Here is a 20414-nt window from a genome sequence, read left to right as displayed (position 1 = left end):
TCATGGCCTCCGAGGAACGGAGCATTCCATGACCCGTACGTTCACCGTATCCCGCAGCATCGTGGTCCAGGCGTCGCCTTCGGCCGTGTACGAACAGGTCAGCCGCCCCGCCCGGATGGGCAGATGGAGCCCGGAGAACCTGGGCGCGACCGTCGCGGGGGCGGACGGACCGGCCCGCGTCGGCCTGGTCTTCGAGGGGCACAACAAGCGCGGGGCGTTCCGCTGGACCACGCGCTGCACGGTCACCGCGTCCGATCCGGGCCGGAGTTTCGCGTTCCGCGTGCACGCCATCGGGCTGAAGCGGCCCCGCCTGCGCGCACCCATCGCCACCTGGGAGTACCGATTCGAGGAGGCGGCTGCCGAGGGGGCAGGGGCGGAGTCCGGGGGAGCGGGTGCGACGCGGGTGACCGAGACCTGGACGGACGACCGGCGCCGCTGGCCCACCTTCGTGGCCAACGCCTTCGACCGGATCGCCACCGGCGGACACACCTTCGCGGCCTTCCAGGTCGGCAACATCGACCGGACCCTGGGCAACCTCAAGAAGGACCTGGAGGACGGGAGCCGCTCCTGAACCGGCGTGCGCCGAACGAGGTGGGGTCGTCCATGCGAATCCCGACGCGTTCCGCGCGGAATCCGGCGAGGGGGAGGTGGCTCACCTGGTGGGAGGGGCGCGCCAGGGAGCCCGCCACCCCCTCGCCGGCCAGCTCCCGGCGGGGGCCGGACGGCCGGTGTCTCCCGCGGTGGCCGCCCTGACGGTTGGTGCTGCCCACGGGAGCCTGCTGTGGTCCGCACGGGGTGGGAGTCGTGGGCCGGGACGGGAAGAACGGCTGATCCGTCCTCCCGTTCCTGTGCCTTCACGATGGCAGCGGCAGGGGGGCCTGTCCATGACTAATCCGGAGGATTGTGGACAGGTTCCGGGTGGCGGAAGTGGCCTGACTCCCGGCGCGCACAGGGGTGTTGAGGGTCGCGTCGACGCGCCTCACGCGGCCTGGCATCCGTGGCGTAGGAGGGGCGGGGCCGTCGGGCGTACGCCTTCCTCGGCCCTGGGCGGCGGCCGGGTAGGGGCTCGCGATGGCCGAGATGCGGCGGTGTCCTGGCCCTGGCCGAGGAGTGGCGCGCCGTCGCCCCCACGGTGTTGCCCCTGGCGCGGGCGATGCGCGAGTGTGCTCTGTCATGGACTGTGAGCGGAACCATGCCGCGTTGCCCCTGTCCCGTCGTCAACTTCTCCTCGCCGCGGGCGCCACCGGCGCCGCGGGAGCGATCACCACGCTGGGCGCCACCCCTGCCCTCGCCAGGCCGGACACCGAAGTCGCCCTCTCCTTCACCCGGGGCACCAACGCGGCGGCGACGCTCGCGCCCGCCGGGGACCGTCTCGTCGCGGAGGTGCAGGCCACGCTCTGGTCACTGCCGCGCGCCGGTGGTGAAGCCGTGCCGATCACCCCCGCGGGCCTCGAACCGAACCGGCCCGTGCACGCCCCGGACGGCGTACTGGTGGCCTTCTGCGCCTACCAGGGCGGCGGCTTCCACATCTGGACCGTACGGCCGGACGGCACGCGGTTGCGACAACGCACCGAAGGGCCCTGGGACGACCGGGGCCCCGCCTGGTCGCCCGACGGCACGCGCATCGCCTTCGCCTCCGAGCGGGGCGGCGACCCGGTCGCGGGCAGTCCGTACCGGATCCACGTCCTGGACCTCGACAGCGGCAGGCTCACCCGGATCACCGGCCTTCCCGGGCAGCAGGGGCCGCTCCAGGACGGCGCGTGGGAGGACTTCGACCCCACCTGGTCGCCCGACGGGAAGCGGATCCTGTTCGTCCGGGGGACGCCGGTCACCACGCCCCAGGGCACCGGCCTCGACGCCCGCACCATCGCCGCGGTCGACGCCACGGGCACGGGCCCCGTCACCGTCGTCCACACCGAAACCGGCACCGCGCAGGTGATGACCCCGGCCCTCTCCGCAGGTGGGGGAGGCGCCAAGGTGGGGAAGGCGGGCGGCGGCCGCCTCGCCCATCTGCGCACCACCGCGTCCCCGAGCGGCTCCTGCACCCTGGTCGTGGACGGCGAGCCCGTCGCCGTCGAAGGCGACGTCGCGCCCGTGCCCCCGCGCTGGGCGCCGGACGGACGGCTGCTCCTCACCGTGGACGGCCGCTTCACCCTCGTACGCCCGGACGCGCCGAAGACCACGGAGGCCATCGCGTTCGACGGCACCCTCCCCGTGGACCGCCCCCGCTACCGCGTCAAGGAGTACGACCTGGGCGAGGGCCGTGCGCGCCCCGTGCGCGGCATCCATCTGCCCGCCCTCTCGCCCGACGGGCGGCAGATCGCCTTCGCGGCCCTCAACTCGCTCTGGCTGGCCTCCACTTCGGGCGGCAAGCCGCCCCGGCGGCTGCGCAAGGCGAGCGCCACCCAGTACCTCCTCGGCCCCGCCTGGTCCCGCGACGGCAAATCGCTCGTCTACGCCGACGACCGCGACGGACTGCTGGGCGTACGCAGCCACGACCTCTCCACCGGCGAGGAGACCGCGCTCGCCACGGGCGGCCGCGTGCACCCCGCGCTCTCGCCCGACGGCAAGCGGCTCGCCTGCCTCGACCTGACCGGCGCACTCGTCGTACGCGACCTGGCCGCGGGCACCGAGCGCGTCCTGGTGACCCCGCTGGGCGGCGGAGGCCTGCCCGGCAGACCCAGCTGGTCGCCCGACGGACGCCACATCGCGCTCTGCGACCGCAACCGGCTCAACCTGCGCTTCCGCGAGGGCTACAACCTCATCCGCGTCGTCGACGCCACCTCGGGCGCCGATCGGCTGCACGCCGTCGCACCCCACACCTCGATCTCCGACCGGTACGCCTCCGGGCCCGTCTGGTCACCGGACGGCCGATGGCTCGCGGTCATCGTCGAGTCCGCGCTCTGCCTGCTGCCCGTGGCACCCGACGGCACCCCGCGCGGCGCCCTGCGCACGCTCACCCACGAGGCGGCCGACCACCCCTCCTGGTCAGGGGACTCCAAGACCCTCCTCTACCTCTCGGGCACCCGGCTGCGCCTGATCGGCGTCGACGGCGGCGACGCCCGCACCGTCCGTGTCCCGCTGGACGCGCGCAGGCCCGCACCCGCCGACACGGTCGTGCACGCGGGACGGCTCTGGGACGGCACCGGGGAGGCCGTGCGCGACGACGTCGACATCGTGATCCACGCAGGACGCGTCAGCGCCGTCGAACCCCACAGGGCCGCCCGCCACGCGGCCGCGAAACACCGCGTCGACGCTTCGGACCGCACCGTCGTGCCCGGCCTCTGGGACACCCACACCCACCCCTGGCAGTCCACCTACGGCGGGCGCCAGACCGTGGGACAGCTGACCTACGGCATCACCACGGCGGTCTCCCTCGGCGGTTTCGCCCACGAACAGGCCCGCATCCGCGAGGCGGTCGCGGCCGGGCAGCTCGCCGGGCCACGGCTGTTCACCACGGGGGAACTCCTCGACGGCGCCCGGGTCGCGTACAGCATGGGCCGCGCGCACACCACCCGCGCGGGCCTGCGCCGCTCCCTGGACCGGGCCGCCGCCCTCGACTGGGACTTCGTCAAGACCTACGTACGGGCACCGGGCTGGATCATGGCGGACGCCGCCCGGTTCGCACACGAGCGGCTCGGCGTGCGCACCGGCGGCCACCTGCTCTCGCCGGGCATCCAGCTGGGCCAGGACGTGACGAGCCATCTCCAGGCCACCCAGCGCGCCGAGTTCGGCCACGCGATCACCGCGTCGGGCCGGGCCTACGAGGACGTCGTGGAGATCTACAGCGCGGCCGGCGCGCACTTCTCCCTGATCGCCACGCCGTTCACCTCCGCCCCGCTCATCGGCGCCGACCCCGGCCTCGCCGAGGACCCGAGGGTCACCGCCGTCATGGCGCCCTGGGACGCCGAGACCGTGCGGAAGGCGGCGCAGGTGCCGCCCACGCAGGCCCAGTTGAGCACCCTGCGCACGGAGACCGACATCTACCGCAGGGTCCTCGCGGCGGGCGGCCTGGTGGCGCTCGGCACCGACCAACCCATCGTCGCGGTCGGCCTAGCCCTCCACCTGGGGCTGCGCGCCCTGCACCGCGGCGGTCTGAGCCCGGCGCAGACCCTGCGCACCGCGACCGTGCTCCCCGCCCGGCTGTTCGGCGTCGAACGGGACCTCGGCACCGTGGAACCCGGCAAGCTCGCCGACCTCACCGTGGTCGACGGCGACCCGTTCACGGACTTCAGCACCATGGTGCGGACGGTCGCCGTGCTGCGTGGCGGAACGCCGTACACCACCAAGGAGTTGGTGGCGGCGTACGAACCGGCCGCCAGGCACATGACCCGACGGCGCGACGCGACACCCGGCGGCGCGGCCGGGCGGGACGACTGGCTGGAGGTCGGCGTCCAGATGCGCAAGGACGGGTGCTGCTGACGGGTGACGTCGAGCGGTGCCGTCGAGCGACGTCGAGCGCTGCCGTTGGGCGAGGACGAGCGCTGGCGGTGAACGACTACGTGGCCTGCGTCAACTTCGCGCCGCCCACCGTCAATACGGAGCCTCCCGTACACCAGGCGGCTTCCCGGCCGCCCGCGCCGACGCTCCCGCCGGTGCACCAGACTGCTGCCCATGGAAGGAAAGGTTCCTGAGGAGAAGACCAGTTTCGTGGGGCGCGAGGCGGACCTGCGACGGCTGAGCGAGTCGCTCGCCGCGCACCGCCTCGTGACCCTGACGGGCATGGGCGGCGTCGGCAAGACCCGCCTCGCCGTCCGGGGCGCCCTGCGGGCCGGGGGCGAGTACCGCGACGGCGTGTGCTGGGCCGACCTGTCCCCGCTCATGGACGACCACCTACTGACCGCGACGGTGTGCGATGCCGTGGGCCTCGCCGACCACACCCCCCGCATGCCGGTGGACGCGCTGCGGTCCTGGCTGCGCGCCAAGCAACTGCTCCTCGTCCTCGACTCCTGCGAGCACCTGACCGACCAGTGCCGCGGGCTGATCGGCGAGCTGCTCGCCGCGGCCCCCGGCCTGACCGTCCTCGCGACCAGCAGGCAGCCGCTGCTCCTGTCCACGGAGCGCGTCCTCGACGTGGGGCCCCTGCCAATCGGACAGCCGCCGCACGAGGGGCCGCCACCCGAGGGCCCGGCGGCGGCCGGGGCCGCGGCCGACGAGGCCCGCATCGCCGAACACTCCGACGCACTGCGCCTGTTCACCGACCGGGCGGCCCGCTTCGTCCCCCGGCAGACCCTCGAATCGCCGGACTGGGCGGCCGACGCCGCCGAGGTGTGCGAACGCCTCGAAGGCATTCCGCTCGCCCTGGAACTGGCGGGCGGACAACTGCGCCACCGCAGCGTGCGCAGCCTCGCCGAAGGGCTCGGCTCCCGGCTCGCCGAGCTCACCGGCGCCCCGCGGGTGCGGCCGCCCCGGCACCAGAGCCTGCGCACGACGATCGGCTGGAGCCACGAACTGTGCACGCCGGGGGAGCGGCTGCTGTGGGCTCGGCTCTCGGTGCTGCGGGGCCCGTTCGACCTCGGCATCGCCCAAGCGGTCGGCGCGGGCGGGCCGTTGACGCGCCGCGGCGTCACCTGGGCGCTCGCCGGTCTGGTCCGCCAGTCGGTGGTCGGCAGGGACGGGGCCCGCTACCACATGCTCGACACCCTCAAGGAGTACGGCCGCATGTGGCTGGCGGAGCTGGGCGAGGAGGACCTCCTCGCCGACCGGCACGCGGAGTGCTTCCTCAACCTCGCGCGCCGCGCCGACACCGAGTGGCTCGGCCCCCGCCAGACGCACTGGTACCGGCGCGTCGCCGAGGCCCACGCCGACCTGTGCGCGGCGCTGCACCACCTCTTCGACCGCGACCCCACCGAGGGCCTCGAACTGGTCAGCCGCGTGGCGTTCTTCTGGAGTTGCTGCGGCCATCTGCACGAGGCCCGCTCCTACTTGGAGCGCGGCCTCGCCCTCCACCACGAGCCGGGCCCCGTCCACACCCGCGCCCAACTGGCGCTCGGCGTCGCCGCGCTCCTCCAGGGCCAGCACGAGACCGCCGAGCGGCTCGGCGAGAACTGCGCGCGCGAGGCCGCCCGCGACGGCGACGGACAGGGCGTGCTGGCCGCCGGCTATCTGCGGGGCATCACGTATCTGCTCACCGGCCGCCCCCTCGTCGCCCGCGCCCTCGCGCTGCGCGCGCTGGAGGAGGTGCCCGGCGAGGACTTCACCTCGGCCTCCCGGCTCCGCTGCCGCCTGGTCGTCGTCTTCGCGCTCACCGCGCTCGGGGCCCTGGACGAGGCGATGGAGTCGGCGCGCGAGCTGCGCGCGGTCTGTGAGCGGCTCGACGAGCACTGGACCCGGTCCTATCTGGACTACCAGCTGTCCCTGATCGCGCTCTTCCAGGACCGGCCCCGCGAGGCGGCCGACCACGCCCGTGCCATGCTCCTCGGCAAGCAGCGCATCGGCGACAGCTTCGGCATCGCCCTCGGCCTCGACCTGCTCGCCGCCGCGTCGGCCGCGCAGGGCCGGGCCGAGCAGGCCGCGCTGCTCTCCGGCACGGGGCACGCGTACTGGCGCAACGTCGGCCATCCCCAGCGCGGCACACCGGAGTTGGCGCCGTTGCGCGCCCGCACGGAACAGCTGGCCCGCGAGGGCATCGGATCGAAGGCGTACGCACGGGCCCTGCGCCGGGGCGAGACGGACACGGGAACGGGTCTCGCGCTGGCCCTCGGAGACGACTCCCACGGGGCGCCCGGCGACGACGACTGACCGTCCGGAAAGAATCCGGAAAGAATCCGGAAAGAAGCGGAAAGCACAGGGAAACGATCAAGGGGGAAGGGGCAAGGAGGAGTACCCACTCCTTTCCACTCTCAACTTATAGCGCACAGGGGGGCTTGCGGCAAGGCCCCCGTGATGCCGCACAATCTCTCGCCGAGGCCAGAACTTGCGGAAATGGGAGATTCATTCAGTGCATGTGTTTTTGTCGGTCTTCGGGGCGTGCGCGACGCCGGACTTCGCGGGTACGACCTCGGATCGGAGCTGATTCCATGACCCCCCTCAGCACCAGCGCGTTCGACCTTCCCGACCACCTGGCGGCCAAGGTCGACCCGAAGCTCGTCGAAGCCGACGAGCGGCACTTCGCGGCCGTGGCGGAGAGCCTGGAGCAGACGATCGCCGAGGTGTCCGACGCCCTGGAGACCGTGCGCAGGGCGCCCGGCGGCACCGGCCGCGCGGCGATGGACCGGGACACGGAGATCCACCGCCTGACCGGGCGGCTGCGCGCCCTGCGCCGCTTCGGCCTCGACCTCTGCCTCGGCCACTTCGTCGGCGAGGACGACCCCGAGCCCGTCTACATCGGACGGCTCGGCCTCACCGACAGCACCGGGCGCCGCCTCCTGATCGACTGGCGCTCGCCCGCGGCCGAGCCGTTCTTCGCGGCGACCCACGCCAGCCCGATGGGACTCGTCAGCCGCCGCAGGTACCGCTGGACCAACGGCCGGATCCGCGACTACTGGGACGAGGTGTTCACCGCCGAGGGCCTTGAGGGCCATGCGGCGCTCGACGACCAGTCCGCGTTCATCGCCAGCCTCGGCAGCAACCGCTCGGACCGGATGCGGGACGTGCTCGGCACCATCCAGGCCGACCAGGACGCGATCATCCGCGCCGGATCGCGCGGCGCGCTCGTCGTCGACGGCGGTCCCGGCACGGGCAAGACCGTCGTCGCCCTGCACCGCACGGCCCACCTGCTGTACTCCGACCCGCGCCTGGGCCACCGGCGCGGTGGCGTGCTCTTCGTCGGCCCGCACCAGCCCTACCTGTCGTACGTCGAGGACGTCCTGCCCAGCCTCGGTGAGGAGGGCGTGCAGACCTGCACCGTGCGGGACCTCGTCGCCGAGGGCGCCGCGGCGGTGGAGGAGACCGACCCGGAGGTGGCGCGGCTGAAGTCCGACGCACGCATGGTGCGGGCGATCGAGAAGGCCGTCAGGTTCTACGAGGAGCCGCCGGCCAAGGGCATGACGGTCTCGACCGACTGGGCCGACATCCGCCTGACCGCAGAGGACTGGGCCGAGGCGTTCGACGCGCCGGGGCCGGGCACCCCGCACAACGAGGGCCGCGAGCAGGTCTGGGAGGAGCTGGTCGCGATCCTCCTGGACAAGGTCGACGACGACGTCCCCGCCGAGCTGTTCGAGAGATCGTTGCGGCACGACGAGGAGCTCGTCACGGAGCTGCACCGCGCATGGCCGCTGCTGGAAGCCGCCGACCTGGTCTCCGACCTGTGGACGGTCCCCGCCTATCTGCGGATGTGCGCGCCCTGGCTCGACCGGGACGAGGTGCGCAAGCTGGGGCGCAAGGACGCGCCGCAGGCGTGGACGGTGTCCGATCTGCCGCTCCTGGACGCGGCACGGCAGCGGCTCGGCGACCCGGAGGCGGCCCGGCGCAAGCGGCGCCAGGCGGCCGTCCTGGAGGCGCAGCGCGAGCGGATGGCGCAGGTCGTCGACAACCTGATCGAGGCGGCGTCCGCCTCCGGCGCCGACGGGGACGAGGGCGAGGGCCTGGTGCGGATGCTGCGCGGCCAGGACGCGCGGGTCAGCCTGGTGGACGAGTCGGAGCTGCCGCCCGCCGACCCGGACCTGCTCGCGGGCCCCTTCGCGCACATCGTGGTGGACGAGGCGCAGGAACTGACCGACGCGGAGTGGCAGATGCTGCTGCTGCGCTGCCCGTCCCGGAGCTTCACGATCGTCGGGGACCGGGCGCAGGCCAGGCACGGCTTCACCGAGTCGTGGCGGGAACGTCTGGAGCGGGTCGGGCTCGACCGGGTCGAGATGGCGTCCCTGAGCATCAACTACCGCACGCCCGAAGAGGTCATGGCGGAGGCCGAGCCGGCCATCCGCGCCGTGCTCCCGGACGCCAACGTGCCGACGTCGATCCGCAGCAGCGGCATCCCGGTCGTGCACGGGTCCCTCGCGGAGCGCGACGCGGTCCTGGAGAGCTGGCTGGCCGCGCACGACGACGGGATCGCCTGCGTGATCGGTGACCCCTCGTTCCGGGCGACGCCCCGGGTCAGGTCGCTGCCGCCGGAGCTGACGAAGGGCCTCGAGTTCGACCTGGTCGTCCTCGTCGACCCGGAGGAGTTCGGCGAGGGCATCGAGGGGGCGGTCGACCGCTACGTCGCGATGACCCGCGCGACGCAGCGCCTGGTCGTCCTCACGAGCTCATGACCCGCCGCTGTTCCGCCCGCACTCCGGGCGGAACGCCTGGTGGCCGCCGCGCGCGTCAGGTGGTGGCCACCAGGAGGTCTTCCCCGGTGGACGGGTAGAGACCGTCGCTCCGGCCGCTGAAATAGCGCTCGGCGAGGGCGGTTCCCGGCACGTGCCTGGCGTCCGCGAACCCGGCCTCGTCGGCCAGGGCCAGCATCTCGGGCGGGCTGTAGGCGCTGCGGAACGGCGTCCCCTCGGCCCGCGTCAGCGGTCTGAACGCCTCGACCGCCGAGCGGTCGGCCGGCGCGATGAACGCGGGCGTCAGCAGGAACGTCATGGCGAACGTCGAGCCGGGCGCGAGACCGGCGGCCCGGCGCAGGGTCGCCGCGTTGGCGTCCTTGGTGAGGTACATGCTGACGCCGGTGCAGACGACGATGGCGGGCTCGCCGGGGTCGAATCCGGCCTCGGCGAGCCGCGCCCACCAGTCACCGCCCGCCTCGAAGTCGACCGGCACCAGGCGCAGCCAGTCGGGCACCCCGAGGCCGAGCTCGACCAGCCGCCGGCGCTTCCACTCCTGGGTGTCGGGGTGGTCGATCTCGAACATCCGCAAACGGGCCGCGATGTCGGGCCTGCGCTGGGCGAACGTGTCGAGCCCCGCACCCAGTACGACGTACTGGCCGACGCCCCGGCCGCTCTCCTCGGCGACGAGGTCCTCGATGAACCGCGCACGCCCCACGATGGCCGCCCGGAACCCGCTGGTGTCGCCCGGATCCATGTCGGGCCGCTGCCGCCACCCCGCGTCGGGCGCCGCGAGCCGCAGTCCGACCTCGTCCCGGAACACGTGGGGAGGCGCGTCGATCTGCACGTGCATCGCCCGCCAGAGCGCGACCCGCACCGCGGTGCTGTCCGGCACCTGCCCCTGCACGTCACTCACGGTGCTCCCTTCGTCGCTTTCGGTTCCGCGCGAGCCTAGGGGAGTGACTGCGGCGGCGTGCCGTTATGCGGTGTGCAGCAGCTGGACGAGGTTGCCGCAGGTGTCGTCGAGGACCGCGGTGGTGACGCCGCCCATGGCCAGCGGCTCCTGGGTGAACCGCACGCCCTGCGCGCGCAGCCGGTCGAACTCGGCGGGGACGTCGTCGACGGCGAAGGCGGCGAGCGGGATGCCGTCCTCGGCGAGGCCCTCCCGGTAGGCCCTGACCACGGGGTGCTCCGCGGGTTCGAGGAGCAGTTCGGTGCCGTCGGGGGCCTCCGGGGAGACCACGGTCAGCCAGCGGTTCTCCCCGAGCGGTACGTCGTGCTTCTTCACGAAGCCGAGCACGTCGGTGTAGAAGCGCAGGGCCTTCTCCTGGTCGTCGACGAAGACGCTGGTCCGGTGGATCTTCATGGGGTGCTCTCCGGGGTGTGGGGCCTGATCCACCGGGTCGCGATGCGCTCGAGGGGTTCGGTGTTCAGGTCGTGGAACTTGTAGCGGCCCTGGCGGCGCGTGCGGAGCAGGTCCGCGGCTTCCAGTACGGCCAGGTGCTGGCTGATCGCCTGCCGGGTCAGCCCCAGGTCGTGCTTGGTGGCGAGCCTGGCGCATATCTCGAACAGGGTCTGGCCGTCCCGGTCCACCAGCTCGTCGAGGATGAGCCGGCGGGTGGGGTCGGCCAGGGCCTTGAAGACATCCTCTGCCATGCCTCCACGATAGGCAAGCGGTGACTTGCCTATCAAGTCGGGTGGCTCGCGGCGGGGTGTGCGGCCCGGACGAATCCGGCCACTTCGTCGGGGCGGGCCTGTGAAGCACTCGTGAATACCCTGTGGAAGCAGAGCCCTTGGTGCCGCTTATGCTGCACCGGACGATCACGCGGACCAGGGGAGGGCGCGGCATGCTCGGCAAGCTGTTCGGCAGGGGCGGGGAGAGACCGGGGGCGGACCCTTTCGCCCTTCCGGTTCCGCGCAGGCGGAAGAACGGGACGTACACGCTGCGCGCGCTCGGGGACGCGCGGGTGCTCGCGCTCGTGGAGGCGGCCACCGCGGGGGACTGGGCGGCGGTCAAGGCGGCCCTTGCCCCCTTCGACCTGGGACGTGACCACGCCGTCCTGGGGGAGATCGCCGACGTGGACGGCGTGCAGGAGTGGATCGGGCGGGCCGTCCAGGAGGACGCGGAGCACCGGGCCACCGCGCTGTTGATCTCCGGGGCGCGGCACATCACTTGGGGCTGGGAGGCCCGCACCTCGGCCCGTGCCTCGCACGTCACGCGGGAGCAGTGGCAGATCTTCTACGAGCGCCTGACGATCGCCGAGGAACAGCTCCTGGAGGCCGCCGAGTTGCGGCCGGAGTGGGTCACGCCGTGGCGCCGCCTCCTCACCTCCGGCCGCGGCATGTCGGTGGGCACCGACGTCAGCGAGGCCCGGCTCCACGCGGCCCTGCGTCGCGACCCGCTGGACCTGGAGACCCACCTCGAATGGCTGTCGCGGCTCCAGCCGCGGTGGTCGGGCGAGCCGGGCCAGGCCCTGGCGTTCGCCCGCGACGCGCTCGCGCACGTCCCGCAAGGGCACCGGCTCGGCTGTGTGATCGCCATGGCGCACATCGAGGAGTGGGTCGAGTCCGACCGCGGTGACTGCCTCCAGGAGCCGCAGATCCAGGCCGAGTTGCGCAAGGCGGCCGATCACAGCATCCTCCACCCCGCCTATCAGCGGCGGCCGGGCTGGCAGCAGGACTTCCACCTCTTCGCCATGGCCCTCTCGCTGGCCGACGAGCGGCACACGGTCCAGCGCGTCGTTCAGACGCTCGACGGCGCCTACACCAGCTGGCCCTGGGAGTACTTCGCGGAGCCGGAGAAGCAGTTCGCGGGACTGCACCGCCGCGCCGGCTGAGCACGCGGCCCACGTCGACACCCGCGCCCCGCGTGTTCCGTGTTCCGTGGCCCGCGGTCTGCGACCCGCCAGTTCCGTGACCCGCGCCCCGTGATCCGCGCACGCCGGGCCCCGCCCCCGGCCCCGCCCGCCATCCCTCGTCCCTCACACCACCGGACTGCCCGATGACTCTGCCCGACACCGCAGCCACCCCGGCCGGCGCCGACCGCACCTTCCAGGTGGATCTGCGCGGCCTCGTCGACCTCCTCTCCCACCACCTCTACTCCAGCCCCCGCGTCTATCTGCGCGAACTCCTGCAGAACGCGGTGGACGCGCTGACCGCCCGCCGCAACCTCGAACCGGACGCGCCCGCCGACGCGTTCGGCATCCGGCTGTACGCCGACGGCGCGGTGGTCCGCGTCGAGGACGACGGCGTCGGTCTCACCGAGGCCGACGTGCACGCCTTCCTCGCCACGATCGGCCGCAGCAGCAAGCGCGCCGAGCAGGTGGCCGAGCAACGGGCCGACTTCATCGGCCAGTTCGGCATCGGACTGCTCTCCTGCTTCCTGGTCGCCGACGAGATCCACGTCCTGAGCCGCTCCGCCCGTACGCCCGACGCGCCCGCCGTCGAGTGGCGGGGGCGCGGCGACGGCAGCTACACCGTCCGCGCCCTGCCCGCCGCCGCCCGCCCCCGGCCCGGCACGACCGTCACCCTCACACCGCGTGCCGACGCGGGCGAGTGGACCCGGTCAGGTCAAGTGCTCGCCCTGGCGCGGCACTTCGGGTCCCTGCTGCGCCACCCGGTCTCCTTCGACGACGGCTCGGGCGGGCCGGAAGCGCCGGTCAATCCCGAGCCGGCCCCCTGGGCACGTACGTATCCGACGCCGGGGGCACGGGCGCGTGCGCTCGCCGCGTACGGCGAGGACGTCTTCGGGTTCAAGCCCCTGGACACCATCGAGCTCGACCTGTCCGCGGTGGGGCTCAAGGGCATCGCGTGCGTGCTGCCCGATGCGGTGCCCGCCGGGCGCCGCCACGGCCATCGCGTGCACGTCAAGGGCATGCTGCTGTCCGAGCGGGCCGAGACGATCCTGCCCGAGTGGGCGTTCTTCGTCCGCTGCGTCGTCGACGCCGAGAGTCTGCGGCCGACGGCGTCGCGTGAGTCCCTGTACGAGGACGACACCCTCGCCGCCGTCCGTGACGCCCTCGCCGAGCGGCTGCGCGCATGGATCGCGCGGGCCGCCGCCAGCGACCCGGAGCTGCTCGGCCGCTTCCTCCAGGCCCACCACCTGGCCGTGAAGTCCCTCGCGGTGCACGACGACGAGATCCTGCGGATGCTGCTGCCCTGGCTGCCGTTCGAGACCACCGACGGGCACACCACCCTCGACGAATTCGCGCGCACCCACCGCACCGTCCTCGTGACGTCGAGCGTCGAGGAGTTCCGGCAGGTCGCCGCGATCGCGTCCGCCGCCGGCCTCGGCGTCGTCAACGGCGGCTACACGTACGACCGCGAACTCGTCCACCGGCTGCCCGAGATCAGGCCCGAGGCCAACGTCGCCGACCTCGACCCGGCGACCCTCACCGCCCACCTCGACCCCGTCGACCGCGAGACGGAGCTGGCCGCCACCGCCTATCTCGCGCGGGCCCGCGACGCGCTCGCCGTCTTCGACTGCGACGTGGCACTGCGCGCCTTCCAGCCCGCCTCCGCGCCCGCCCTGCTCGTCGACAGCCGCGAGGCACGGCACGAGCGCTCCCGCGCCCAGCTCGCCCGTGAGCAGGAAGGTGGCCTGTGGGGCGACATCCTGGGCGCACTGCGCCAGGAGGCACCGCGCGCCCAGCTGATCCTCAACCAGCTCAACCCGCTGGTCCGCACCGCCGTCGCCATCGACGAACCCGAACTGGCGCGCACCAGCGCCGAGGCCCTCTACGGACAGGCCGTGCTGCTGTCCCGGCGTCCGCTGCGGCCCGCCGAGTCGAGCCTCATCAACCGCTCCTTCCTCGACCTCCTCGCCCACGCCCTCCGCAAGGACAGCTGACGATGCCGACCGCACCCCACCCGCAGAACACGGACGAGCTGTACCAGGCGCTCCGGGAGAACGACCGGCGTCCCTACGGCCGCCCCCGCACCGTCACCGCCGAGGAACTCGTCGAGGCCGCCGAGCAGTTCGCCGAGCCCGCCCCGCTCATCGAAGCGCTCCTGGAACTCCAGGAGGCGTACACCTACGGCTCAGAGCCCCGCAAGTCGCCCGTCGTCATCGCCCGGCTGCTCACGCTCTTCGACGAGCAGCCCGACGCCTTCGACGAGCGCACGCGCTCCGTGCTCTTCTGGCGCTTCAAGTGGGTGGCGGGCGCCCTGCGCGCGCTGCCCGAGATACCGCTGACCAGCCTGCACCAGTGGCTGCAGGAGATGCGCGACCGGTACGAGAAGGCCGGGCTCGGCCTCCAGCCGTACTACGGCCAGGCGTACCAGCTCGCCGCCCACGTCGGCGAGGACACCGTGCTCGCCTACGAGTTGTGGACCGGCCGCACCCGTACCCCGCTCAGCGACTGCGAGGCCTGCGAGATCTGCCAGCGCGCCCGCTACCACCTCGCGGCGGGCGACGACGAACGGGCGCTGAGCACCTGGGAGGCCGTCCTGTCGGGGAAGGAGTCCTGCCAGGAGGAACCGGCCCGCTCGGTGTCGTACGCGCTGCTGCCCCTGCTGCGCACCGGGCGCACCGAACGGGCCCGCGCGCTGCACCTCGCCGGGTATCGCGGCTGCCGGCGCAACCCCTCGATGTCCGGGGAGGTCGGCCGCCACCTGGAGTTCTGCGCGCTGACCGGCAACGAGGCGCGCGGCCTGGAACTGCTCGCCGAGAACCGGAGCCTGTTCGACGAGGTCGACTCGCCGCTCGAACTCCTCGACTTCCTCACCGGCGTGGAGGTCCTGCTGCGCCGCGTCGAGCTGCTCGGCCACGGCGATGTGCCCGCCGCCGGGTTCACCGGCCGCGCCTGGACGGCGGCCGCCCTCGGCGCCGAGGTGCGGGCCCGCGCCGACGACCTCGCCGCCCGCTTCGACGCGCGCAACGGCACGACGGCCCTGACGGACCGTCGCCGGACACGTCTGGACCGGGCCCCGCTCCTGGACGCGCTGGAACTGACCCTGCGCGCCCGCACCCTGGACGACGTGGCGCCCGCCGCCCCGCTCGCCGCTCCCACCACGCGGGCGACCGAGCCCCCGCCCGATTCGTTGCCCGAACTCATCCTCCGGGCACGGCAGTTGCACGATCTGGGCCATCCGGACGCGGACGCGTGCTGGGACCGGCTGCGCGCGCTCGTCGCCGCCCGTGACTACGTCCACCCCGACGACCCCGAGGTCGGCCCGCTCGTACGGCTGCGCGCGGACCTGCTCGCGGACGAGGCGAGGCGGGCGGACGAGAAGGACGAACACGCCGTCGCCGTGCCCCTCTACGAGGAGGCGGCGGGCCTGTACGACGACGCCGACGCGCCGGGGGAGGCGGCGATCGTCCGGGCCTTCGCGCTGCTCGCCGCGGTGGAGGCAGCAGCGGCGGACGCGGCCGACGGGCCCGAGGCCCGGGTCGACGCGCTCACCGCGGCCCACGCGTCCCTCGTCCGGTTGCACGAGGAGACGCCCGGTCTCACCCCGCACCAGGAAGGCCGCCTGCTGCGGCTGCGGGCGACCGCGCGCGGTCTGCGGCTCCAGACGTCGGGGAGCGAGGAACACGTCGCACCGGCCTTCGCCGAGGCGGAGCTGCTGCGCACGTTCGCCACCCGGCACGACCTCGCGGGGCACCTCTCCGGCGCGCTGTTGCTGCGCGTCAGCACGCACGCCCTCGCCGGTGACCTGCCCGCCGCGGTCGCCGAGGCCGACGCACTCCTCCAGCGGCTGACGGCCCACGGCCCGGCCTGGCACGTGCCGCGGACCCTCGGGCTGCGCGGCCGGCTCCGGATCGGTCTCCAGGACGCGGAGGCCGCGCACGCCGACCTGACGGAGGGGCTCCGCCTCGCCGCCGACTGGCCCGGCGACATCCGCAACTCCTCCCGTATCCACGGCGACCTGGCCGAGGTGTGCATGCGGCTCGGCCGGCCCGACGAGGCACTGCGGCACCTGACGCGCTCCGCGGAACTCGACCTGCGCCGTGGCAGCAGGATCGAGGCGTTCTGCACGTACAGCAACGCCGCCCGGCTCAGCCTCGATCTGGGCCGTGTCGAGGACTGCATCGCCCTGCTCGACTCCGTACTCGCCGAACCCGACGTCCGTACGGGGGAGTTGGACGACCGGCTCGCCGCGCAGCTGCGTCTGACCCGGGCCCGCGCGCTGCACGCGGGGGAGGACCTCAAGGCGGCCACGGCGGAGTTCGTCGCCCTCGCCGCCGAGTCGGCAGGCTGGGCCGACGACCCGGGGAGCCACGCCATGATCGCGGGGGAGACGGCCGTACTCCTCGCCGAATCGGGCGAGTTCGGCCGGGCCCGGGAGGCCGCGGACCAGGCGCTCGCCGCGCACGCCCGGGACCCGCGCCCCGAGCAGCTCAGCAACAACCTGCGGGAACTCGCCCGCCTGCACGCCAAGGAGCAGGGCTCCGACGGCCTTGACCCGGCCCTCGCCTATCTCGCCCTCGCCGCCCGGGTCGCCGACGAGGCCCGCGCGACCGCCTTCGAGCCCGAGGGGCGCTCCCTGGAGACCGCCCTGGCCTACGAGCACGGCCGCGTCTACACCTACGCGGAGCGGTACGAGGAGGCCCTGGTCGCCCTGGCGGAGGCGGCCGGCCTGGTCGGCGAACCTGGCGAGGACGAGGACCGCGCCGGGGAGTGGGCGGAGTGCGTGCGCCTCTCGGCCGCCGTGGAGGGCTTCTACCTGGAACGCCCCGCAGCCGCCCTGGCCCGCGTGGACGCGGCGCTCGCCCGCCTGAGCGCCCTGGGCCACACGGCGCTCCTGGAAGAGCTGACCTCGTTGGCGGCACAGCTGCGCGACTAGGAGCGGAGGACCACCTACGAGGGACCGCCCACGAGGGACCGCCCACGAGGCTCACGGCACGGCGGGTGCCAGGCGCTTGACCTCGCGGAGCGTCGGGGCGGTCTCGATGCCCTGGATGCCGGGGAGCCCGCCGATGTGGCGGTCCACGTAGTCGTAGAGATCGCCGGGGCCGCGGAAGATGCCGCTGGCGACGAGGTTGGACGCGCCCGTGATCGCGGCGGCGAAGGCGATCTGCGGATGCGTGGCGAGGGCCTCGCCGACCGTGCGCAGGTGCTTGGGCATCACGTTCAGCCAGATCCGCGTCGCCATGTGGAAGCCGAGGAGCTGCGGGTCGAAGTCGACGGCGAACACGAGGGCGCCCTCGCCGCGCAGCCGGTCCAGATGGCGCTGCACGCTGGAGGGCGACCGGCCGGTGGCCGCGGCGAGTTCGGGCAGCGTGGCCCGGCCGTCCTTGGCGAGCTCGGTGAACAGGACGCGGTCGGTGGCGTCGAGGGAGAGCGGCGGGGCTTGGCCCGCGCCGGAATCCACCGCGGGCGTGAGGTCGTGGGGCCCGAATCGGGTGGCGTGCCAGGTGCTGGTGGCGCCGACGAAGATCCGCATCATGCAGTGGGCGCTGACCGAGACGACCTGTGGGGTGCGCGGGAGCCGGTCGAGGAGCAGCGCGTTGCGCTCGTCGGCGTTCCGCGCGTTGAGCGCGCAGTACAGCTCGGTGCCGCCCGACGCGAGGGTGACCCAGCTGGTGTCCGGCCTGCGGGCGAGGGCATCGGCGATGGTGCCCGCCGCGTCCGGCGTGCAGTGCAGCCGCAGCAGCCAGCGGGTCAGGCCGAGGCGGGACACCACGGGCTGCCCGACGATGCGCAGTCCTCGCGGCCGCATCCGCTGGAAGCGCCGGGCGACCGTGCGCTCCGAGACGTCCAGGTCGCGCGCGATGCGGCTGAAGGGGGCCCGGCCGTCCAGCTGAAGCGCCTGGAGCAGGCGCTGGTCGAGCTCGTCGAGACTGTCGTGATCCACCGCTGAACGTCCCTTCGGTGCCGGATCCTTCCGCCGTCCAGGGTATGGCTTGGGGCCGTGCGGTTCCGGCCCCGATGGTGGCGCGGTCAGAGTCCGCCCTGCCGAAAGAGTGGGAACACCATGCGTATCTGGGGGCCGTTGGCCGCCATCTGTCTGGGCACGTTCATGCTGCTCGTGGACGTCACCATCGTTCTGGTCGCGCTGCCGGCCATGTCGGATTCACTCGGATCCTCGCTGTCCCAGCTCCAGTGGGTCGCCGACGGCTACGCGCTCGCCGTGGCCGCCGCGCTCCTGGGCGCGGGGATGCTCGCGGATCTGCACGGCAGGCGCCGGATGTACGTCGGCGGGCTGATCGTCTTCGCCCTCGCCTCCGTCGCCTGCGCCCTCTCGCCGAACATGCCGGTCCTCATCGGCGCCCGCGTCGTACAAGGCCTGGGCGCCGCGGCGATGTTCACCACCACGCTGTCCCTGATCAGCACCCTGTACACGGGCCGCAGGCTGGGACTCGCCTTCGGCGCCTGGGCGGCGGTCGCCGCCAGCGCCTCCGCACTGGGCCCTGTCCTCGGCGGACTGCTCACCCAGGCCCTCGACTGGCGGTGGATCTTCTTCGTCAACGTGCCCGTCACGGTCCTCGCCCTGGCGCTGACCTTCCGGTACGTCCCGCGCTCCCAGCCAGGGACGCGGGACGCCGCACGGCGTCTGGACGTCCCCGGCGTGCTGTTGTTCGCACTCGGCGCGGGCGGCTTCGTCCATGCTCTGACCGAGGCGCACGCCCAAGGGTGGGCGTCGGCCGCCACGCTCGTACCGCTCGGCGTCGCGCTGGCCGCGTTCACGGCCTTCGTCCGCGTCCAGCTCCGTGGCACGCATCCCCTGCTCGACCTGTCGCTGTTCCGCAGGCCCGCGTTCACCGCGGCGATGATCACCATCGCGGTGGGGGAGGGCGCCGTGTACGGGATCCTGCCCTACACCTCGCTGTGGCTGCAGTCCGTCCAGCACCTCTCGCCGATCGGCGCCGGCCTCGTCGTCCTGCCGCACGCGGCGGCCGCGGCGCTGGTGGCGCTGGTGTGCGGCCGGTGGATGCCCAAGCCGTCACCGCGCGTCGGCGCCTGTCTCGGCCTGCTGCTCGCCGGGCTCGGCGTGGGTGCGGAGGGCTTCCTCCGCCCTGACTCGGGCTGGCCCGTCCTGGTGGGCGGCCTCGCCCTGAGCGGGGTCGGCATGGGCCTGGTCTTCCAGGTCGCCGCCTCCCTCGCGCTCGGCTCGGTGCCGCCGGAGCGCGCGGGCATGGCGAGCGGCGCGTACAGCACCTTCGAACAGCTCGGGTACGCCTTCGGAGTCGCCGTCTTCGGCACCCTGGCCGTCTCCGCCATGAGGGTCTCCCTCGACGGCGAGGTCACCGACGCCTCAGGCACCGCGCAGACCCTCTCCGGCGGCGGCGCCGACACCCTCCTCGCGGCGGTCCCCGGCGAGCTGCGCCCCGGCCTCGACCACACCCTGCACGCGGCCTTCGCCACCGGGCACAACACCCTGGCCCTCACCGCGGGCGCACTGTGTTCGGCGGGTGCCGGGCTCGTCGTGTGGTTGACCAGAGCTCCGCGCGACGAGGGAACCGGCCACGCCCGTGCGGACGCCGCCACCGAGGACAGCGCCGCGGGCGTCGGCACCCACTGACCGGCGTACGGGCCCCGCCCGCGACCGGGCGGGGCCCACGCGTCACTTGCGCCAGAACAGGTGGTGCGTCACCGCCCCGCTCGGGCTGGGCACCACGTCCAGGTGGAACCGGTCGAGCAGCTCGTCGGGAGACTCCCAGAGCCGTGAGCCGGCGCCGATCTTCGTCGAGGACACCGCCACATGCAGGGTGTCGACCAGATCCGCGTCGAGGAACTGCCGGATGACGCTCGCGCCGCCGCCGAGCCTGACGTCCTTGCCCTGCGCGGCCTCGCGCGCCCTTTCGAGGACCGCGGCCGGTTCGTCGTCCACGAAGTGGAACGTCGTGTCGGACAGCGAGAACGACGGGCGGAGGTGATGCGTCATCACGAACACCGGTGTGTGGAAAGGCGGTTCGTCGCCCCACCAGCCCTGCCACTCGTGGTCCTGCCAAGGCCCGCGCTGCGGACTGAACTTGTTGCGCCCCATGATCTCGGCGCCGATGTTGTTCCGGAAGTCCCGCGTGAGGTAGTCGTCCAGACCGTGGCTGCCGCCCGGGTCGGTGCGGTTGGGCCAGCTGGCCGTCGCCCCGGCCCAGGCGAACATGGCGCCGGGATCGGCGTCACCGAAGGGCCTCTCCAGGCTCTGGTGCTCGCCCGCACCGAACCCGTCCTGCGAGACGTTGAAATTCTGCACTCGTAGCAGCTGAGCCACGTGCTTCCTCCTGTACCGGTGGCGCCAGTGTCGGCGTAACGCTATGACCGCAGGGGCCGGGCGAACTCA

The 20414-nt window shown here is 73.6% G+C and carries 13 protein-coding genes; 8 read left to right on the top strand and 5 right to left on the bottom strand.

Going from position 1 to position 20414, the window contains the following annotated elements:
- Positions 1-28 precede the first annotated feature (28 nt).
- The 4 genes from ACIO9J_RS00560 (at position 29) to helR (ending at position 9191) form a co-directional block, all read left to right on the top strand.
- Positions 29-571 (top strand): SRPBCC family protein, encoded by a 543-nt coding sequence (locus ACIO9J_RS00560; protein ID WP_401990233.1) that lies wholly within the window; start codon positions 29-31, stop codon positions 569-571.
- A gap of 602 nt (positions 572-1173) precedes the next feature.
- Positions 1174-4422 (top strand): amidohydrolase family protein, encoded by a 3249-nt coding sequence (locus tag ACIO9J_RS00555; protein WP_401990230.1) that lies wholly within the window; start codon positions 1174-1176, stop codon positions 4420-4422.
- Positions 4423-4614: 192 nt separating this feature from the next.
- A complete protein-coding gene (locus ACIO9J_RS00550; RefSeq protein WP_401990227.1) occupies positions 4615-6741 on the top strand; it encodes an ATP-binding protein in 2127 nt (708 codons plus the stop codon).
- Positions 6742-7019: 278 nt separating this feature from the next.
- The gene (helR, locus tag ACIO9J_RS00545; RefSeq protein WP_401990224.1) at positions 7020-9191 is read left to right on the top strand and encodes an RNA polymerase recycling motor ATPase HelR; all 2172 of its coding nucleotides are present in this window, start codon (positions 7020-7022) and stop codon (positions 9189-9191) included.
- A gap of 55 nt (positions 9192-9246) precedes the next feature.
- Here the strand turns inward: helR and ACIO9J_RS00540 are convergent, their stop codons facing one another.
- The 3 genes from ACIO9J_RS00540 to ACIO9J_RS00530 all read right to left on the bottom strand — a co-directional run bounded on the left by ACIO9J_RS00540 (position 9247) and on the right by ACIO9J_RS00530 (position 10844).
- The gene (locus ACIO9J_RS00540) at positions 9247-10104 is read right to left on the bottom strand and encodes a class I SAM-dependent methyltransferase (protein ID WP_401990221.1); all 858 of its coding nucleotides are present in this window, start codon (positions 10102-10104) and stop codon (positions 9247-9249) included.
- 63 nt (positions 10105-10167) lie between these two features.
- Positions 10168-10554, bottom strand: coding sequence for a VOC family protein (locus tag ACIO9J_RS00535; RefSeq protein WP_401990218.1), 387 nt, complete (start codon positions 10552-10554; stop codon positions 10168-10170).
- On the bottom strand, positions 10551-10844 hold the full coding sequence (locus ACIO9J_RS00530) for an ArsR/SmtB family transcription factor (protein WP_401990216.1): 294 nt from the start codon (positions 10842-10844) through the stop codon (positions 10551-10553). Before ACIO9J_RS00530 ends, ACIO9J_RS00535 begins: the two co-directional genes overlap by 4 nt.
- A 191-nt stretch (positions 10845-11035) precedes the next feature.
- Here ACIO9J_RS00530 and ACIO9J_RS00525 point away from each other — a divergent pair, with 191 nt between their 5' ends.
- The 3 genes from ACIO9J_RS00525 (at position 11036) to ACIO9J_RS00515 (ending at position 16976) form a co-directional block, all read left to right on the top strand.
- Positions 11036-12025 carry a hypothetical protein gene (locus tag ACIO9J_RS00525; protein ID WP_401990213.1) on the top strand — a complete coding sequence of 330 codons (990 nt, stop codon included), beginning with the start codon at positions 11036-11038 and terminating at the stop codon, positions 12023-12025.
- Positions 12026-12189: 164 nt separating this feature from the next.
- On the top strand, positions 12190-14037 hold the full coding sequence (locus ACIO9J_RS00520; protein WP_401990210.1) for an HSP90 family protein: 1848 nt from the start codon (positions 12190-12192) through the stop codon (positions 14035-14037).
- A 2-nt stretch (positions 14038-14039) separates the two neighbouring features.
- The gene (locus tag ACIO9J_RS00515; protein WP_401990207.1) at positions 14040-16976 is read left to right on the top strand and encodes a hypothetical protein; all 2937 of its coding nucleotides are present in this window, start codon (positions 14040-14042) and stop codon (positions 16974-16976) included.
- Positions 16977-17027: 51 nt separating this feature from the next.
- Here ACIO9J_RS00515 and ACIO9J_RS00510 read toward each other — a convergent pair whose 3' ends face one another.
- Positions 17028-17987, bottom strand: coding sequence for an Lrp/AsnC family transcriptional regulator (locus ACIO9J_RS00510; RefSeq protein ID WP_401990204.1), 960 nt, complete (start codon positions 17985-17987; stop codon positions 17028-17030).
- 120 nt (positions 17988-18107) lie between these two features.
- On the opposite strand from ACIO9J_RS00510, the gene ACIO9J_RS00505 reads away from it, so the two are divergent.
- Entirely contained in the window at positions 18108-19655 is a 1548-nt protein-coding gene (locus tag ACIO9J_RS00505; RefSeq protein WP_401990201.1) for a DHA2 family efflux MFS transporter permease subunit, read from the top strand.
- 42 nt (positions 19656-19697) lie between these two features.
- Here ACIO9J_RS00505 and ACIO9J_RS00500 read toward each other — a convergent pair whose 3' ends face one another.
- Entirely contained in the window at positions 19698-20345 is a 648-nt protein-coding gene (locus tag ACIO9J_RS00500) for a dihydrofolate reductase family protein (RefSeq protein ID WP_401990199.1), read from the bottom strand.
- Positions 20346-20414: the final 69 nt, after the last annotated feature.

The organism is Streptomyces sp. NPDC087300, from assembly GCF_044744425.1.
Classification (GTDB): Bacteria; Actinomycetota; Actinomycetes; order Streptomycetales; family Streptomycetaceae; genus Streptomyces.
This window is presented reverse-complemented; position numbering and strand designations above follow the sequence as displayed.

Excerpts from the sequence above, each read along its gene's own strand:
- ACIO9J_RS00560 (WP_401990233.1), top strand. The coding sequence starts at position 29 with ATGACCCGTACGTTCACCGTATCCCGCAGCATCGTGGTCCAGGCGTCG.
- ACIO9J_RS00555 (WP_401990230.1), top strand. The coding sequence starts at position 1,174 with ATGGACTGTGAGCGGAACCATGCCGCGTTGCCCCTGTCCCGTCGTCAA.
- ACIO9J_RS00550 (WP_401990227.1), top strand. The coding sequence starts at position 4,615 with ATGGAAGGAAAGGTTCCTGAGGAGAAGACCAGTTTCGTGGGGCGCGAG.
- helR (WP_401990224.1), top strand. The coding sequence starts at position 7,020 with ATGACCCCCCTCAGCACCAGCGCGTTCGACCTTCCCGACCACCTGGCG.
- ACIO9J_RS00535 (WP_401990218.1), bottom strand. The coding sequence starts at position 10,554 with ATGAAGATCCACCGGACCAGCGTCTTCGTCGACGACCAGGAGAAGGCC.
- ACIO9J_RS00530 (WP_401990216.1), bottom strand. The coding sequence starts at position 10,844 with ATGGCAGAGGATGTCTTCAAGGCCCTGGCCGACCCCACCCGCCGGCTC.
- ACIO9J_RS00525 (WP_401990213.1), top strand. The coding sequence starts at position 11,036 with ATGCTCGGCAAGCTGTTCGGCAGGGGCGGGGAGAGACCGGGGGCGGAC.
- ACIO9J_RS00520 (WP_401990210.1), top strand. The coding sequence starts at position 12,190 with ATGACTCTGCCCGACACCGCAGCCACCCCGGCCGGCGCCGACCGCACC.
- ACIO9J_RS00515 (WP_401990207.1), top strand. The coding sequence starts at position 14,040 with ATGCCGACCGCACCCCACCCGCAGAACACGGACGAGCTGTACCAGGCG.
- ACIO9J_RS00505 (WP_401990201.1), top strand. The coding sequence starts at position 18,108 with ATGCGTATCTGGGGGCCGTTGGCCGCCATCTGTCTGGGCACGTTCATG.